This window comes from Paracoccus sp. S-4012 (assembly GCF_009674885.1).
GTDB lineage: Bacteria > Pseudomonadota > Alphaproteobacteria > Rhodobacterales > Rhodobacteraceae > Paracoccus.
The window spans coordinates 1-16,445 of record NZ_WKKA01000014.1; the positions used below are offsets into that span (position 1 = coordinate 1).

Sequence of the window (16,445 nt, forward strand, 5' to 3'; positions counted from 1 at the left end):
ATGGTCGAGGCCTTCGCCCAGATCGACAAGGAGGAGATCGACCCCATCCTCAGCATCACGGCCAAGGCCGCCTGATCATGATCTCAGGCCATCTCACGATTTACACCACGTTGACGGACGTGACCTCAGATATTTGTGGACGTCGCCCAGGATGTCGTCGTCATTTGCGCGATCCCTCGAGAAATTAAACTCTTCCCGGCTGAAGATGTTGATGAGCGGGGTGGGCGTACTGACCATCTTCTGCCCGCGCCCGAACTTTTCAGGATCGTTGAAGAAGGCACGATCGATGACGCCACTGAGGTCGTTTTCCTCGGCGACGCGGGCGACGATGATGTCCATCCCCTCGCCGATGTTCATCGATCCGCGCCGCCTTCATGTCTGTAAAGGAAGCGCCGGCAGGCACCTCGATCAACGCGTCCGCTGGCCGGAGCGGTCGGACACAAACTTCACGAACAGAAGGGTGAGGATGTAGTCCTTGTAGAGCCAGGCATCCATGCCGCCCCGCAGCTGATCACAGCTCTCCCACATCGACCGGTAGATGTCGCTGTTCTTATGGCCATCAGCCGCCGTTCCAAATCGTGCCTTCCCCTGCGTTCACCAGGTCTCCTGGTGAACTCAGGCGGCGTGGCTTCTCACATACAGCCCGGGTGTTCGCTGAAATCGAGCACGAGGAAAAGCCTCGCTGGTCCTGATCGACAACATGCGATGGTGGGGGGCATGCAGTTCGGGCAAGGTGCCCCGCGCGGCGGCGCGCCGCTTGCGCAGTCCTGAAAACGCCGCAGCATCGCGGACCAGCTCCTCCGGGGTGAGTGAGAAAAATCCGGCGGTCTGCTCTTCTCATCGGAAAGTCTTGACAGCTCACGTTTTCGGCATGAACGTTCAGACCTGTCGGCTGGGTGCTGGGCGAGGACGTGCGGGAGGTATTCGACAAGCTTGACCGCAGACTCTCCCGGATCTTGTCCGAGGACGGCGACGCTTCGGTTAACGCACTGGCGTCGCGGCTTCAGATCAGTCCGCCGACAGTCCGCGCTCGGATGAAATCGCTTGTCGAAGGCAACCTGCTCAAGATCGTCGGTGTGCTGAACGTCTCGGAACGGCCGGAACTGATCAGCGCCATCATCGGTATCCATGCCAACGGCCGCGGCAGGTTGAGCGAGATCGCGCAGCGAATGTCGGAACTGCCGTTCGTGACCTCTGTCGGCATCGTCACCGGGCGCTACGACATCATCGCCGAGGTGCTGGTTGAGGGCGACATGGAGGAGCTTTACCGCGTCACCAGCGAGCTTCTGCCGGGGGTCGCCGAGCCGGGCGTGATTCATGGCAGCGAGACCTTCGTGGTGATGAAATCGCACAACCGGTGGCTCGGCGTGCCGAAAGGCGTCTGGGAGGAGGACGCCTGCGTGCCGGGTCCCGGCAAGAGCGGCAAGGGCAGCCGAGTCCGGTCCGCAGGAAGACAGGAGGGCGGAGCGTCTCCGGCCCTCGCAACAGGGGAGGAAGGAAGAAGATGACAAGCCTCAATGCGCTCGCGGGGGCCGCGATCGTCGCGGGCATGGCGGCGGTGGCGACGCCGGCCGCGGCGGGAACGCTTGACGACATTCTCGCGCGCGGCGAGTTGCGCGTGGCGGTGCAGACACAGGGCCCTCCGTTCTCGTTCATGGACAAGAACGGCCAGCGGACCGGCAGCGCCATCGAGCTGACCACGCTGATGGCCGAAGAAATGGGCGTGAAGGTCGTCTATCTCGATTTCGACTGGGACGGGCTTCTGCCGGCGCTGATGTCGGGCAAGGCCGACATTCTGGCAGCCGACATGACGCCGACACTTGCCCGCGCCACCAAGGTCGCCTTCACCAAGCCGTTCATGTATGTCGGCGCCGTCGCCTTCGCCAAGCAGGGCGGCGATATTGCTTCAGTCGATGATTGCCGCAAGCCCGGTGCAACCGTCGCGGTCCTGCTGGGTTCCACCGGCGAGAAGCTTGCGCCCACCGTGTTCCCCGAGGCCGAGATCAAGTCCTACAAGGGCGGCGGCACGCTGCTTCTGGACGCGGTTGCCTCGGGTCAGGCGAACTGCGGGCTGAACGACAACTCGGCGGTGAAGGCGCAGGCAGCCGCCTATCCCGAGGGCACCTTCACCATCTTCGAGGAATTGCTGTCCAAGGAGCCGCTGGCCTATGCGGTCCGCTATGACTCGATGGACCTGCTGACCTGGGGGAATCTGTTCATCGACACCGTCGAACTCGATGGCCGGCTCGAGGCCAACCTCGACTACTGGGTGAACTCGGACGCCTGGAAGGCCGATCACTGATCCTCGGGCGGCACCGCGGGCAGTCGTTTGCGGTGCCACCCCTTTCGGCAAGCCACGGTGAGCGATGCTGGGCGGACTGAACACGCGCGTGATGATGGAATACCTGCCCGAGATCTGGCAGGGATTCCTCGCGACGCTGTTCCTGTCGACCGTCGGCTTCGTCGGTGCGATGGCTTTGGGCGTGCTGGCCTGCGCGCTGACGATCCAGCCGCTGCGCTGGCTGCGCGCGCCGGCGGTGATCTATGTCGATACGATCCGGGCAACGCCGCTGCTGGCACAGCTCTACTTTCTCTATTTCGGGCTGCCCCGGCTGGGAATCGTCCTGCCCGAGATGCTGATCGGCATCATCGCGCTGTCGCTGAACTCGGGCGCTTACATGGCCGAGATCATCCGCTCGGGCATCCTGTCGATCCCGCGCGGCCAGGTCGAGGCGGGGATGAGCACGGGGCTGAGCTACATGCAGCGGATGCGCCTGATCGTGCTGCCACAGGCCTTGCGAACCACGGTGTCGCCGCTGATCGGGCAGGCCATCGTTCTGGTGAAGGATAGCTCGCTTCTGTCGCTGATCTCCGTGGTGGAACTGACGCGGGCAGGCCAGCGGATCGCCATAGACCGCTTCATGCCCGTCGAGGGGCTAGTGGCGACGGCGCTGGGGTATCTGATGCTATATTACGCGCTGAAATCGGCGGCCGGCGCATGGCAGGCGCGCAACAGCATTCCGGGCCGGGGATAGGCGCATGGTCTGGTTCTATCTCGAACGCATCTTCGGCTACTGGCCGGTCCTGCTGAAGGGCATGGGCATGACCATCGGGCTGTCGCTGCTGTCGCTGGTGATCGGGGTAGTGATCGGCTTCGGCTTCGGCATAATCCGCGCGGGTCACAACCGCTGGCTGTCCCGCGTCCTTGGTCTTTACATCGACTTCTTCCGCGGTACGCCCTTCCTGGTGCAGGTCTTCATCGCCTTCTTCATCCTGCCGGTGATCGGGATCGAGCTTTCGGCTTTCGCCGCTGGGGTGGTCGCGCTGTCGAACATGGCCGCCTGCTTCATCGGCGAGATCGTGGCGGCGGGGCTGAAGGCGGTGCCCTCCGGCCAGTCCGAAGCGGCGATCGCGTCCGGCATGACCCGCGCCCAGCAGATGCGGCTGGTGGTGATGCCGCAAGCGGTGCGGATCATCACCCCGTCGCTGGTCGGGCAGTTCGTGCTGCTCATCAAGGATTCCTCGGTCGTCTCAGCCATCGGGCTTCTCGACCTCACCCGCGCGGGCTGGCTGATCGTGCAGTCGGTGCCGAACGGCCTTTTGGTCTTCGGCATCGTAGGGCTTGGCTATTTCATCATCTGCTATCCGCTGATCCACTTGTCGCGGCGGCTCGAGCGGCGCAGTCAGGCCGCCTTCCTGTGACCTTGGGAAAAACGCACGCATGATCGAATTCTCCGGCGTCAACAAATGGTTCGGCTCGCTGCATGTCCTGCAGGACATCAGCCTGACCGTTGCCAAGGGCGAGGTGGTCGTGGTCTGTGGCCCCTCGGGTTCCGGCAAGAGCACGCTCATCCGCTGCATCAACGGGCTGGAGCCGTTCGAGTCCGGCCGGCTGCTGGTCGATGGCACTGACCTGTCGAACCGCAAGGCGCTTCTGAAGCTGCGGTCTGAGGTCGGCTTCGTCTTCCAGAGCTTCAATCTCTATCCCCACAAGACGGCGCTGGAGAACGTGACGCTGGCGCCCATCCACGTGCGGCGGCTGGGCCGGGCGCAGGCCGAGGAACGGGGCAGGGCGCTGCTGGAGAAGGTCGGGCTGGCCGACAAGATGGGCAGCTATCCGCATCAGCTTTCGGGCGGCCAGCAGCAGCGTGTGGCGATCGCGCGATCCTTGTGCATGCAACCAAAGATCATGCTCTTCGACGAGCCGACCTCGGCGCTGGACCCCGAGATGATCAACGAGGTGCTGGACGTGATGGTGGGCCTCGCGCGCGAGGGGATGACGATGATGGTCGTCACGCACGAGATGGGCTTTGCCCGCAAGGTCGCCGACCGGGTCATCTTCATGGACCGGGGCGCCATCGTGGAAACCGCGCCGCCGGAGCGCTTCTTCACCGCGCCCGCCCATGCCCGCACTCGAGACTTCCTAAGCAAGATACTGCAGCACTGAACGAAATGGTAAACCACGCCCCTGCGCCGCAGGACATCGCTGTGATCGGCGCGGGGCTCGTGGGCTCGGCCTGCGCGTTGGCGCTGGCGGAGGATGGCCACCGGGTCACGCTGTTCGATCCCGACCCGCCGGGCGCGGGCACCTCGTCCGGCAACGCGGGCGGGATCGTGACCGGGGCGGTAGTGCCGACGGCGACGTCGCAGGTTCTGCGGGCGCTGCCGTCCTATGTTCTGGACCGCAACGGCCCGGCCGTCCTTCGGCTTCGCCATGCCCTGCATGCGTTGCCGTGGCTGTGGCGGTTCGTCCGCGCTGGCCGCCCCGCCGAGGTCGCGCGGATCGCGGCGGCGCTGTGGCCGCTCGTGGAGGGCAGCCTCACGGCGCATCGGCAACTTGCCCGGCTGGCGGGTGCAGACGGCATGATCACCGACGAGGGCTGGCTGAAGGTCTATGCCTCCGACGCCGAGTTCGCCGCCACCGCGCCCGACCGGCTGCTGATGGACCGCTGCGGTGTGCGCTATCAGGTCCTCGATCAGGCCGAGGTGATGGCGCTGGAGCCGGGCCTGAATCCCGATCTCGCCCGGATCGGGATGCACCAGCCGGAAAGCGGCTTCGTGCGCGATCCGCGCGGACTGGCTCAGTCCTACGCCGATGCGGCCCTGTCCCGCGGCGCGCGGCATCTGTGCCAGCGGGTGCGCGGGCTGGTCCGCCGTCCAGGCGGCGTGACGATTCATGCCGACGCCGGGCCGCAGGATTTCGACCGGCTGGTGATCGCGGCGGGGGCTTGGTCGGCAACGCTCGCGCGGCAGCTGGGCGATCGGGTCAGCCTCGATACCGAGCGCGGCTATCACCTCGGCTTCGGGGCCCAGACCGCCGGCCTGCTTCGACGTCCCGTCGGGCTGCCGGCCTTGGGAATGGTGCTGTCGCCCATGCAGGGCGGGTTGCGACTTGTCAGCGGCGACGAACTGGCCGGGCTGACGGCTCCGCCGGATTTCCGTCGCATCCGAGGGCTGGTGCCGCAGGCGCGACGCGCGGTGCCGGGACTGAGCGAGCAGCCGGTGACAAGCGAATGGATGGGGTTCCGTCCCTCGACACCCGACTCGCTGCCGGTGATCGGGGTCTCGCCGCATGGGCCCGAGGTGATCCACGCCTTCGGCCACGGCCATCTGGGGCTGACGCTCGCGGCGATCACCGCGCTGATGGTGGCCGATGCCGTCGCGGGGCGTCCACCGCGTGTCGAGCCCCGCCCTTACGTTATCGGCAGGTTCCGATGAGCGGCTTCCCGATCACGCTTGCCACGCCGCGAGAACATCATGGTCCTATGCCGGAGGCGGTGGACGTGACCGTGATCGGCGGCGGCATCGTCGGCCTGATGGCGGCCTGGGCGTTGGCGCGCGAAGGGCAGACGGTCCTTCTGTGCGAGAAGGGCCGGATGGCGGGCGAGCAGTCGGGCCGCAACTGGGGCTGGGTGCGCCAGCAGGGCCGCGATCTGGCCGAGCTGCCGATGATGATCGAAGCGCTGCGGCTCTGGCGTGACCTGCCGTCGAGCCTGCGCGCGGCGACGGGCTTCCGCCAGACCGGCATCACCTACCTGGCCCGAACCGAGGTCCAGCTTGCCGCTTACCAGCGCTGGCTGGAGGGCGCCCGGCGATACGGCGTCGACACCGTGCTGCTGTCGCGCCGGCAGACCGAGGCGATGCTGCCGAATGCCGCAGGCTGGATCGGCGCGCTGCACACGCCCTCGGACGGACAGGCCGAGCCCCTGGCCGCCGTTCCGGCGCTGGCTCGCGCCGCCGCTGCCGATGGCGTCATCCTTCGCGAAGCCTGCGCCGTTCGCGGCCTGCACCTCACGGCGGGACATGTCGCCGGGGTGGAGACCGAAGCCGGTCCGGTGCGCTGCACGCGGGTGATCCTCGCCGCTGGCGCCTGGTCGGCGCTCTTTCTCGGCGCGCATGGCGTCAGCCTGCCGCAGCTTTCGGTGACCTCCAGCGTCAGTATCACCGAGGCGCTGCCAGAGCTGCTGCCCGGCGCTGCCGCCGACGACCGCTTCGCCCTCCGCAGGCGCAGCGACGGCGGCTACACGCTGACGCCGTGGTCGCGGCACGAGTTCTTCATCGGTCCTGCCGCCTTCCGCCACCTGCCGCCCTTCCTGCCGCAATTGCTGGCCGACCCTGGCAGCACCCGTTTCCGGCTGGCGGCGCCCACGGGCTACCCCGACGCATGGCGCACCGCGCGCCATTGGCGCGTCTCGTCCGTCAGTCCCTTCGAGACCTGCCGCATCCTCGACCCGCGGCCCGACACCCGCGAACTGACCAGGATCCGCCACCACTTCGCCCGCGCGTTCCCTGAGATCGGTCTGCCTCCGATCAGCCGGACCTGGGCCGGGATGATCGACGTCACACCAGACTCGCTGCCGGTGATCGATCATGCGCCGATCCCGGGGTTGGTCGTCGCGACCGGGATGAGCGGCCACGGGTTCGGCCTGGGCCCTGGCGTTGCCGGTCCATTGGCCGACCTGGCGATGGGCCGGGCGCCGCGCCACGAACTTTCGGCTTTCCGCTTCGGCAGGTTCCGACGGTTTCGTCAACGCCCAACGTCGGCGATCTGAAGCGGCCAGCTGTCGCAGGACACGGGTAGCCCGGGAATTGGACGGAGCGTCGATCAAGGTCGCGTCCGTCAAGCTGGTGTAAATTCTCGGGTGGCCTGAGGGCATGATCAAACGGCTTTTGTGGTTATGCTGAGAATGGGATCGATCGCCTCGGTGTCGATCTGGGCGAAGGCCTCGACCATCATGTAGCGGCTGGAGGTCAGCCAGTCGTCGTTCTGCTCGAACAGCACGGCGCCGATCAGGCGCATGATGGAGGCCTCGTTCGGGAAGATTCCGACGGCGTCAGCGCGTCGCTTCACCTCCTTGTTCAGGCGCTCGATCGAATTTGTGCTGTGAAGCTTCGTACAACGAGGAACGCCCTGCTCTGACCCCCGACCTTCATCCAGCTGAAACCAGAGCCGGCGGGTGACAATCGCCCGCTTGCGCGGAGGGAGCAATGGACGGTCGGCGGAACGTTTCCATCGCGTGTAGCCGATCGCTCCTTGCGGCGAGCTGGGCGGCGTAGGCTGCGGGGGTCTGGTAGCCGAGTACCGAATGGGCCGGGCCGCGTCATAGTCGGCCACCCAACTGGCGACGATGCGGCGGGCCTGATCGAGACCGAAGAACAGCGTCTCGTTCATCAGCTCGTCCCGCATCTTCGAGTTGAACGCTTCGCAGATGCCATTCTGCATGGGCTTGCCCGGGGCGATGAAATGCCAGGACACGGCGGCCTCCTCGCACCAGGCCGGCATGGCGTTCGAAGTGCACTCGGTCCCATGATCGCTGACGATCAGGCCTGGCTTGGCCCGCACGGGCGATCAGAGCCGTCAACTCGCGCGCGACACGACGCCCCGAGATCGAGGTGTCGACCACGGCGGCGAGGCATTCCTTCGTCACGTCGTCGATCACGTTGAAGATCCGGAACCGGCGGCCGTGGGCGAACTGGTCGTGGACGAAGTCGACCGACCAGCGTGCGTTCGGCACCGCCACCGTCAGCAGTAGTGCTCGGGTGCCGATCGCCTTCTTCCGTCCCCGCCGCCTGCGCACTGACAAGCCTTCCTCCCGGTAGAGCCGCTGGGTCTTCTTGCGGTTCACGGATGGCCCTCCCGCCTGAGCAGAACGTGCAGCCGCCGGTAACCGAAGCGGCGGCGCTCGGATGCCAGCGCCCGCAGGCGCTCGCGCAGAGCGTGATCGTCGGGGCGTCGGCTGCGGTAGCGGATCGAGGTCCGCTCTGCGCCGCCAGGCGTTCTCATCCTCGAGCGCCTTCAGCCGCTTTGCGTCGGACACGTCCATGCCGCCGAACCTGGCTTTCGAGGCATACAAGGCCGCGCTGCTGATCCCGTGCCGGCGGCAGACCTCCGCCGTCTTCGCTCCGGCTTCCTGCTCGCGCAGGATCCCGATCACCTGCTCCTCGCTGAACTTCGATCTCTTCATGGTCCGGTCCTCTCGTTGGGCCAGACTCTACCGTCAGGTGGAGGACTTATCGGAGGTCAGAGCACCTCGTCGAGGTCGCGGGCTCGGCTCCCGCGCCAGCTGGACGAACGGCGCCGGCGCTACAGCGGACGAGGAGAAGGGGCGGCCTTCATCGAGGGAAGCCCTTCGAAGGTGTCAGAGCTTGATGTCGGCGGGCGCGGCTGGTTCCTTCGGCGCCGGCGCCCACAAGGGGTCGGACAAGGTGCGAGCCATCAGGTTCATGTCCGTCAGCCACACGCCGAGCCGATAGTGTCCGTTCTTGTCATCGGTGATCCGGGTCGCGATCATGGGGCCGCAACCAGCCGCCAGTTCCGGCCGGAGAGGGTCCGGTGGATTGTCTGGCCAGAAGAGGCCGTCGACCAGGCTTCGATGGTCCAGCAGAGCTCCTGCGCCTGTGGGCGAGGTCTCCGGGATCCGCAACTGAGGCGGCTGTCCCATCCAGCTGAATCCCGCCATGCAGGCGTCGTCCGACGAGGTCATTGTCCACCGCAAGGCACCCGGATCATTGTCGGAACGTTCGGTGGGCTCGCCGTATTTCCGGACGAGAGCGGATACGATCGACTCGAGGCTGGTCTGCTCTTGGGTTACCACGAGCCGGCGATAGAGCGCCAGGACAGGGCCGTCAGGACGTCCGGGTGGATGCACGGCCAGAATGGTCTGGCTGTTATCCGAACTGATGTAGCCCGATACGGTTCCGAACCTGAGGTCGAGGTCTGGGTTTGGCACCTCCAGCCGCAAGCTGGTGCCGGGCTTGAAGAGACCCTCGGCTCCGGCCAGGAACGCGTCCGACGTCATCCCGAGCCGGAGGCCCGCGACGTCGACGTCTGCAGGTGGAACGACAGGCTCGCTCGACGGTTCGGCCAGGGCGTCCGGCTCACGCTCCGGCACTGCGTCGGAGGAAGTCGCCTCCTCCGCCCCGCTGTCCGACTCCACGTCCGGCGCGGGGCTCGGCGCCTCCGCAAGGGCTGCCGGTTCGGACAGGGCAGGTGCCTGCGCCGCACCGGTCCAGAGAACCGATTCCGGGTCATCGACGGGGTGAAGGCGGAGCGGAGCCTCCGCCACCCAGTCGAGCACCAGGATGTTCGGCCGATCCTCGGGAATCCTTCCGCTCAGAGTGGCATCAAAGGACATCAGGACGGAGCGCGAATCCGGGTCACGAGGCGTGGCCACTCGATCGAGAAGGGCCTCCCCCTCCGCGGGAGGCATCACGAAGGCGCCCGGCAGGGCCGACATGTCCACGTTGTACTCCGTGTCGCCGAATATACGGAGGTTGAGGCCGGCCAGCGGGCAACTCCGGTCACCCAGGGGAAAGCCTCCGGCGTCCATGTCGTAGCGGGACAGAGTGATCTGGCAGAAGATTCTGACCTGGAGAAGCTTCAGCGTTCCCTCGGCCTCGACCAGCGACGGCAGCCGGGTCCTCACCAGGTCTGTCAGCCGGGCGATGTCGAACTCGCTCAGCCGGCGCCCGAGTTCACTTGCGACACTCTGGCCGCCAGGCTGCATGACCCCATAGTCGGAGTAGTTCGGTTCGGAGCGCGTAGCCTCCGCTACGAGGTCGGCACGGTCCCGTCCGGGAAAGAGGGCCAGGGCTTCCAGGGCTTTGCGCTCGTCCGCGAGCCAGTCCGGCCTGTTCTTGATGGCGGCCAGGGCAGCGACGGCGGCGAGAGCCTGCTCTGTTGCGGTCGCATCGACCAGCGGAAGGCCGGTTTCCTTCCGCACGGGTATGTTCCCCGACACGAACACCGGGATTCGGCCGTCCAGTAGCGTCGTGCCGCGGGGTCCTTCCGACAGGTTCGAGGCGACGGCCGGGCCGGCGTCCGGATAGGTGTGGAGAACCCGGTCGAGATGGCCCGGAAGGTGAAGGCGCCAGTGGTGGACGTCCCGGAAGCTCAGCTTGAAGCCGCTGTTCAGAGTCCTCGGCGCGTCCCCGGCGATCTCCAGCTTCGCGCGGAAGGAGACGAGGAGCACGAGCCCCGAAGGGGGCTGCGAGCCTGCAGATGCAGCTCGAACTTCGGCCTCCAGGGCTTCGGCCGCTTCTGGCGCCAGCGGCAGCTCCGCCGGGAAGCCGGGCAGGCCACCTTCGACCCTGCCCGCCCGCCGGCCAAGTTGCACCGAGCGACAATCCTGGACATGGCTCGCAACATTCGGGTCAGGAAACGCCTGCGCCGCGAAATCGTACTCCTCGAAGTGAATCCGGCAGACCACCTGCACGTCGAGCGGACCGGCTGGCACATCTGCCAGGAGGTCCGGAAGCCGGGCCCGGACCTCCCCCATGATCCGCTGACGCTCAAAGCTCGAAATCAGGTTCGTGAGCGGGTAGAGGAGGAGACCGACGTCGCCGCCTTCCCGGAACCCAGCGACCATGTTGCGGCTCGTTTCGTCGACGGCCGCATCCATCAGCGATGCAGCGAAGTCCGGGTCGAGCGCGGCAAGGACCGACATCGCTTCCTCGTCATTCGAGGTCAGCTCCGGTATGGCGACCGCCGCTCTCAGCAGGACTTGCTTGTCCGCTTCCTCGATCAGGCGCGCCTGCTCGGGAACGGCGTCTCTGAGCTTGTCGCCGAAGAGGATGACCTCAGCGGCCGGCCCCTCGTCGAGGGCCAACTCGTTCTGGCCCCGGTCCACACCTGCCGGCTCCTGGGGTGAGGCCAGCGATCCCGGCCCAACCTGCGCCGTCAGTGCCACGCGGCCCGCACCGGCACCGGCCGCCGATGGCGATCCAGAGCCTGGCTGACCAGTGGCGATCTGGTCGATGCGAGCGGCCATGCTGCTTCCGAGGCAGCCGGGATCACTGCCGCAGGCGTCGCGCGACAGGATCCAGGTGCGCTGCTGCGACAGCAGTGCTTCGGCCTGCGCACCCGATGCCCCCTGCCGCGCGGCACGGAAGCGCGCGGACATCTCGCGATCCAGGGCAGCGAGCTCGTCCGACGCGCAGATCGCGAGTTCGGACGGTTCTCGAGCCTGCACACAATCGAAGCTTGGGCCCTGCCGAAGCCTTGAGTCGTTCGACGAAGGAAGCGGATCGGCGGGTCTGGCCGCATGCGCCGCGGCGAGCCGGTCGAGGGTAGCCCGATCGAGCCTGCCGGTGGACGGCAGGCCAGCCTGGGCCTGGAACCGCGCGATCTCCTTGCGTGTTCTGGGTCCCGGATCGCCGTCGGGAGCGCCTGGCGAATATCCCAGGTCGGCCAGCATCCGCTGGACGTCGGCAACACTGGTTCGCGAGGAGGGTTCCTCGGCCTGGTCGAGGCCCTGAAGCCCGCGTCCAATGGCCAGCAACGCGTCCGCCGCGTCAGGCAACTCGAGCGCCTGCGAGATGGCAGGCTGCGCTGACATCAGGGGCAGAAAACTTGCAGCGAAGATCGAGGCGAAGAGCGCAGGACGCGAGGCCATCACGAACTCCACGCAGGAACGTGGCCAACAATGATAGCTTACGCTGCGGAAAGTGGCCGGTCAACGCGCGCTGGATCGTTGGCCCGTCTGGAGGTCGAGTGCGGGAGCGGGTCTGCCTCGAACGATCCGGCCCGGGATCGTGGGCGACCGATGCGGAGCCAGCGCTGATCTGATAGCCCTGAGGCAACGGCCATTTGACCCTGCCGCCCGGCGCAGGAGTTTTGGTGCTGTTGCCCGCACTGCCACGGGCGGCCCTGGCGATAACCTCAGTGTCGGCGACGGGGGAATCCGCGGCAGAAAGGAATTCAGTCTCGGGTTTGACCTTGTGGTCGGCCATAAGGTCGAACTTATCATCGGTGGCGAAATCCCGTCAGACGGCCACCGCCGGAGGCTTACGATTGGGCAGCGCAGCCACACGACCTTGAGGCGGCGGCCGTGAAGATGGTCATTTGCCAGGCCGAGCGGTCGCTCAGAGCCTGCGGGCAACAATCTCTGCCGAGGAGCCGCCGCGAGCTCTCGCGGCGGTCTGTTGGTTTTTGGGCCGGCACTCACTTCGTGTCCTACAGCGGAGAATGCGTCAGGAGTCCTCCCAGCCGTGGAGGGAGAGGTTAAGACGGAGCAGGCTCCGAGGCGCGACTCGCATCACGCGGGATCAGGAGTTCTGGAGCTACGCGGGCCCGTGGTCCACCTCTACGATAACTCATTGATCTGTATCGCTCGGTTGCGCTGAAGCGTGGTCCATAACGGTTCTGATTTCATTTGGTTTTCTTGCGGGTTAGTAGCCCCCTACGGGCTGCCCAGCTTCTTGCCAGAACGGTGTTTTCATTGCGTTGTTGGTGGAAAGTGTTTCACAAGTTTGAGTGTGCGGGGACACCTGGGTTCGGACGTGCCTTCTCGACCCGGCTCGGAGCCCGACAGCACAAGGCCCGCCCGCTCCACGTCTTGGCGTTGGGCGCGCTCGACTTGACGTCGGAAGGCGAAGCGCGCGGCGACCTCGAACACGCTTGCTCCGGCCTTGGCCAGCTCGTGCGCGGAGGCTTTGCGGATGCCGTGCTGCGAACGCACGGCTGTGGCCTGCAGCCGGTTTCGTGGACGCCCGGTTACGGTAGCCCGGCGCGAGCCTCGAACTGAATCGGGCTGAGGTAGCCCAGTTTCGAGTGGCCGCTTTGGATTGTAGAACCTCTCGATGTAGTCGAACACCTCGGCCCTTGCGGCATCGCGGGTGCGGTAGGTCTTGCGGGCCGAGCGCTCGGTCTTGAGCGAAGAGAAGAAGCTCTCCATGGCCGAATTGTCCCAGCGTCTCCCGACCGGCTCATCGAGCAGGTCTATTGGCTGCCCTGGTCCGCATGATGCAGCAGCACGTCCGCGCCGCCACACTGCCACCATGAGGGCATCCATGACGAGCGATGCGTCGCGCTCGGCCTTCATCGACCAGCCCACGATGTGGCGTGAGAACAGGTCCAGCACGGCGGCCAGCCCCCGGCTGTCCAGAAGGAGGTGCAATCGGCCAGCCGCTTCTGGTTGGGTCTGTCCGCCTGGAAGTTCCGATCGAGGAGGGTGTCGGCGATGACGGACTGGTCTTTCGGCAGGCCGCGACGGCGAGGCCGCGCCTTGAAGCCATTCGTCTGCATCAGCCGCTCGATGCGGTGGAGGCCGTGACCTGCCACGGGATTTTTCCTCCACAGCGATTAGAGTCCGGCCAACGATGCTCTGCCTCCTGAGAACTGGACCGTTTGAAGCTGTAGTTATCGGCTACGCTTTCCCGGCTGGGCGAGGAGCTGAGAACGATGAAGGCATCGAGGTTCACGGAGGCGCAGAAGGCGTTCATCCTGAAGCAGGGCGAGGCAGGCACGCCGGTCGCCGAGATCTGCCGCAAGGCAGGGATCGGGCAGTCGACCTACTTCGCCTGGAAGAAGAAGTATGGCGGCCTGCTGCCGGACGAGATGCGGCGGCTGAAGCAGCTTGAGGACGAGAACGCGCGGCTGAAGCGGATCTTGGCGGACCTGACGCTGGACCGAGAAATGCTCCAGGATGTCGTCCGCCGAAAGCTTTGAAGCCGGAGCGGAAGCGCGAACTGGTCGGCGGGATGTGCGCAGACTGGGCGGTCTCGATCCGCAGGGCGTGTGGGGCCCTGCGGTTCGACCGCTCGAGCTACCACTACAAGTCCGGCCGCACCGATCCGGCAGAACTGAAGCGGCGGATCAAGGAGATCTTCGAAACCCGCGTGCGGCTCACGGCTATCGCCGCGTTCACGTCATCCTCAAACGCGAAGGTCACCCGGGACTTCTCGCGGCTCGGCAAGCCCACCGACAACGGCTTCATCGAGGCGTTCAACAGCAAGCTCAGGCCCGAATGCCTGAACGCCCACTGGTTCATGAGCCTTGCTGATGCGGTCGAAAAGCTGGAGAATTAGCGCAGACACTACAATGACGATCGAACCCATAGCGCCATCGATTAAAAAGCCCCAAGCGCACTGCACTTTCCCGACGGCGCCACCGGCTTGGATGACGTCGGCGCTGCGCGGACACACCGATGCGACGGTCTCGATGGCGAGGATCGCGTCGATCACCTCCTCGCCCTGGCCGCCGTGCTCCTCGGGAATCGCGATTCCCAGAAGTCCATTCTTGGCCATCAGTTTCGCGACGTCGTAGGGATAGGAGTCGGTCTGCGCGCGTATCAGCGCCCCGTCCGCCAAATGGCGTCGACTAACTTTTCGACCGCATCCCTGGACTGATTCTGTTCCTCGCTCAGCGAAAAGCTCATGTCGAACCTCTTTATCGTGCCATGGTACTTTCAACCAGCGCGAGCGTCGTGCAAAATGTCATTCCGTTACCCCGCTTCAACGCAGTGTCGATCCTTCGAGTGATCAGAGCGTGGTGCGGTCGCCGGTGAAATCGCGCGCGACATACATCGCTCCGTGGAACTGGCGTTCCATCTCCGGTTCATCCTCGGGTTTCATGCGCGAGAGGAGCGCCAGCGCCCGCGGCATGAAGAACCGTGTGGGCGAGGTGCAGATCTGTCCCGCATTGCGGAACTTTGCCGTTACTGCCAGCGCTGCGGCGGCTTCAGGGTGGGCGTCGTCGAAAACCACGACCGGGTTACGCCCGCCCAGCTCCATCGTCGCGGGCTTCATCGTCGCCCCAGCCTGCGCGGCGAGTCTCTTGCCGATCGGGACCGAGCCGGTGAAGGTCAACCTGCGGATCTCCGGCGCCGAGATCAGCCGGGCCGAGATCAGCTCCGGGTCGCCCAGCGCCAGCGCGACCGCTCCCTCGGGGACGCCAGCATCACCATGGTCGCGACGGGCGGTGCAGGGCCCGTCCATGCCGTCGATGTCGCTCGTCGCATCGGCATCCGCCGCATACTCAGCCCGATCGCCGCAGGCGCGGGCTCCTGCCTCGGCCTCCTCGCCGCCGCTGCCCGGACCGACCGTGGCCTCTCGCGCCGCGCTCTGCTGGCGGACGTGGATTGGCCTGACCTTCGCGCCGCGCTCGCCGAACAGCGCGAAGACGCAGCCGAGGAGCTTCGCTCCAGCGGTGTGGCGGACGCGGAATGGACGGTCGGCGTACACGCCCGTTACGCCGGCCAGGGCCACGAGATCGAGTTGCATTTTCCGTATTCCAGCCTCGAAGCCGACACGGCGGCCGGGATCGAACGCATGTTCACGGCCCGCTATCGCGAGATCTACGGCATGATAGTCCCGGACGGACGGATTGAGATCGTCGCCTGGCGCCTGACCGGCGCAGCGGCCAGTGACGTGCGCGCGCTTAATTGGGGCGACGGCACGCGCACCGGGACGCCGTCGGCGCCGCGCCAGCGCCCGATCTTCCTGCCGCAGTACAACCGCTTCGGTACCGTCGACGTGTTCGACCGCTACGACCTCGCCCCCGGCACCGTGCTGCGCGCGCCCCTTATCCTGCCGGAACGCGAATCCACCATCGTCGTCGCCTTCCCGGCCAGCGTCCGAGTGCTCGACGCCTCATCGAACTCGACAGTGGAGTCGGCGTATGAAGGCCACCGATCCGATCGCGCGGGAAATCCTCTGGACGCGCATCATCAGCATCGTGGACGAAGCCGCCGCGATTTTCTGCGGACAGCCTTCTCGTCGCTGGCGCGCGAGGCCAACGACTACGCCGTGGTCCTGACCGACGCCGAGGGCCCCTCGGTTGCGCAGTCGACGGTCAGCGAGGGGCTTCAGATCCCGATGCTGAAGCTGGTCGAGGCCGGCGTGCCGAACGGCACCATCGTCGATTTCATCCGAACCAATATCTGAGTCCCCGACGCGACGATGGGCGACATCCGGGGTGAGGTGGCCGCCTGCCACAAGGTTACCGAGCGCCTGCACGACCTGCTGACCGAGACGCGCGCCAGCTTTCCCGAGCTGAGTCACGAGATCCGCACCCGCTTCGAGGCCGTCATGCAGGCGGCCATCGCAACGACACCGCCGGGCCGGTACACCTACGAGATCGAGCATGACGGGCGCGGAGCGCGCGGCATGATCGGGCACCTGCTGCCGGTCGCCGTCATGGGCGCCTTGGCGGAGGCCGGACCGTG

General features: G+C 66.2%; 12 protein-coding genes and 5 pseudogenes. 9 read left to right on the plus strand and 8 right to left on the minus strand.

Annotated features, from left to right (window positions below; genetic code table 11):
- Positions 1–93 precede the first annotated feature (93 nt).
- Together GI374_RS14925 and GI374_RS19865 are read right to left on the minus strand one after the other, a co-directional pair.
- On the minus strand, positions 94–357 hold the full coding sequence (locus GI374_RS14925; RefSeq protein ID WP_195759952.1) for a hypothetical protein: 264 nt from the start codon (positions 355–357) through the stop codon (positions 94–96).
- 51 nt (positions 358–408) lie between these two features.
- Complete coding sequence (locus GI374_RS19865) at positions 409–528, minus strand: type I restriction-modification system subunit M N-terminal domain-containing protein (protein ID WP_370515386.1); 120 nt, start codon at positions 526–528, stop codon at positions 409–411.
- Between the two features lie 368 nt (positions 529–896).
- Here GI374_RS19865 and GI374_RS14935 point away from each other — a divergent pair, with 368 nt between their 5' ends.
- The 7 genes from GI374_RS14935 to GI374_RS14965 all read left to right on the plus strand — a co-directional run bounded on the left by GI374_RS14935 (position 897) and on the right by GI374_RS14965 (position 7,052).
- Positions 897–1,508 (plus strand): Lrp/AsnC family transcriptional regulator, encoded by a 612-nt coding sequence (locus tag GI374_RS14935; RefSeq protein WP_370515387.1) that lies wholly within the window; start codon positions 897–899, stop codon positions 1,506–1,508.
- Positions 1,505–2,302 carry an ABC transporter substrate-binding protein gene (locus GI374_RS14940; protein WP_154337860.1) on the plus strand — a complete coding sequence of 266 codons (798 nt, stop codon included), beginning with the start codon at positions 1,505–1,507 and terminating at the stop codon, positions 2,300–2,302. The genes GI374_RS14935 and GI374_RS14940 overlap by 4 nt, the downstream gene beginning before the upstream one ends.
- 64 nt (positions 2,303–2,366) lie before the next feature.
- Positions 2,367–3,035 (plus strand): amino acid ABC transporter permease, encoded by a 669-nt coding sequence (locus tag GI374_RS14945; protein WP_154337861.1) that lies wholly within the window; start codon positions 2,367–2,369, stop codon positions 3,033–3,035.
- A 4-nt stretch (positions 3,036–3,039) separates the two neighbouring features.
- Positions 3,040–3,702 (plus strand): amino acid ABC transporter permease, encoded by a 663-nt coding sequence (locus GI374_RS14950; RefSeq protein ID WP_154337862.1) that lies wholly within the window; start codon positions 3,040–3,042, stop codon positions 3,700–3,702.
- A 19-nt stretch (positions 3,703–3,721) separates the two neighbouring features.
- Positions 3,722–4,447 (plus strand): amino acid ABC transporter ATP-binding protein, encoded by a 726-nt coding sequence (locus GI374_RS14955; protein ID WP_154337863.1) that lies wholly within the window; start codon positions 3,722–3,724, stop codon positions 4,445–4,447.
- Between the two features lie 5 nt (positions 4,448–4,452).
- Entirely contained in the window at positions 4,453–5,718 is a 1,266-nt protein-coding gene (locus GI374_RS14960) for an FAD-binding oxidoreductase (RefSeq protein ID WP_154337864.1), read from the plus strand.
- On the plus strand, positions 5,715–7,052 hold the full coding sequence (locus GI374_RS14965; RefSeq protein WP_154337865.1) for an FAD-binding oxidoreductase: 1,338 nt from the start codon (positions 5,715–5,717) through the stop codon (positions 7,050–7,052). The genes GI374_RS14960 and GI374_RS14965 overlap by 4 nt, the downstream gene beginning before the upstream one ends.
- A gap of 107 nt (positions 7,053–7,159) precedes the next feature.
- Here GI374_RS14965 and GI374_RS14970 read toward each other — a convergent pair.
- The 4 genes and pseudogenes from GI374_RS14970 to GI374_RS14985 form a co-directional block, all read right to left on the minus strand.
- Positions 7,160–7,396, minus strand: a pseudogene (locus GI374_RS14970) (transposase); the annotation flags it as partial.
- A 34-nt stretch (positions 7,397–7,430) separates the two neighbouring features.
- Positions 7,431–8,465: pseudogene (locus GI374_RS14975) on the minus strand (IS3 family transposase).
- 174 nt (positions 8,466–8,639) lie between these two features.
- Positions 8,640–11,906: a peptidoglycan-binding protein gene (locus GI374_RS14980; protein ID WP_154337866.1), complete on the minus strand. Its 3,267-nt coding sequence runs from the start codon at positions 11,904–11,906 to the stop codon at positions 8,640–8,642.
- Positions 11,907–12,994: 1,088 nt separating this feature from the next.
- Positions 12,995–13,549: pseudogene (locus GI374_RS14985) on the minus strand (IS3 family transposase); the annotation flags it as partial.
- A 132-nt stretch (positions 13,550–13,681) separates the two neighbouring features.
- On the opposite strand from GI374_RS14985, the pseudogene GI374_RS14990 reads away from it, so the two are divergent.
- Positions 13,682–14,352, plus strand: a pseudogene (locus GI374_RS14990) (transposase).
- Between the two features lie 51 nt (positions 14,353–14,403).
- On the opposite strand, the pseudogene GI374_RS19680 reads toward GI374_RS14990, so the two are convergent.
- Positions 14,404–14,691: pseudogene (locus tag GI374_RS19680) on the minus strand (acyl-CoA dehydrogenase family protein); the annotation flags it as partial.
- Positions 14,692–14,760: 69 nt separating this feature from the next.
- On the minus strand, positions 14,761–15,216 hold the full coding sequence (locus GI374_RS19365; protein ID WP_229583372.1) for an aldehyde dehydrogenase family protein: 456 nt from the start codon (positions 15,214–15,216) through the stop codon (positions 14,761–14,763).
- Here GI374_RS19365 and GI374_RS15005 point away from each other — a divergent pair.
- Positions 15,184–16,164: a hydantoinase/oxoprolinase family protein gene (locus tag GI374_RS15005; protein ID WP_229583374.1), complete on the plus strand. Its 981-nt coding sequence runs from the start codon at positions 15,184–15,186 to the stop codon at positions 16,162–16,164. The genes GI374_RS19365 and GI374_RS15005 overlap by 33 nt on opposite strands.
- The last annotated feature ends 281 nt before the right edge of the window (positions 16,165–16,445 follow it).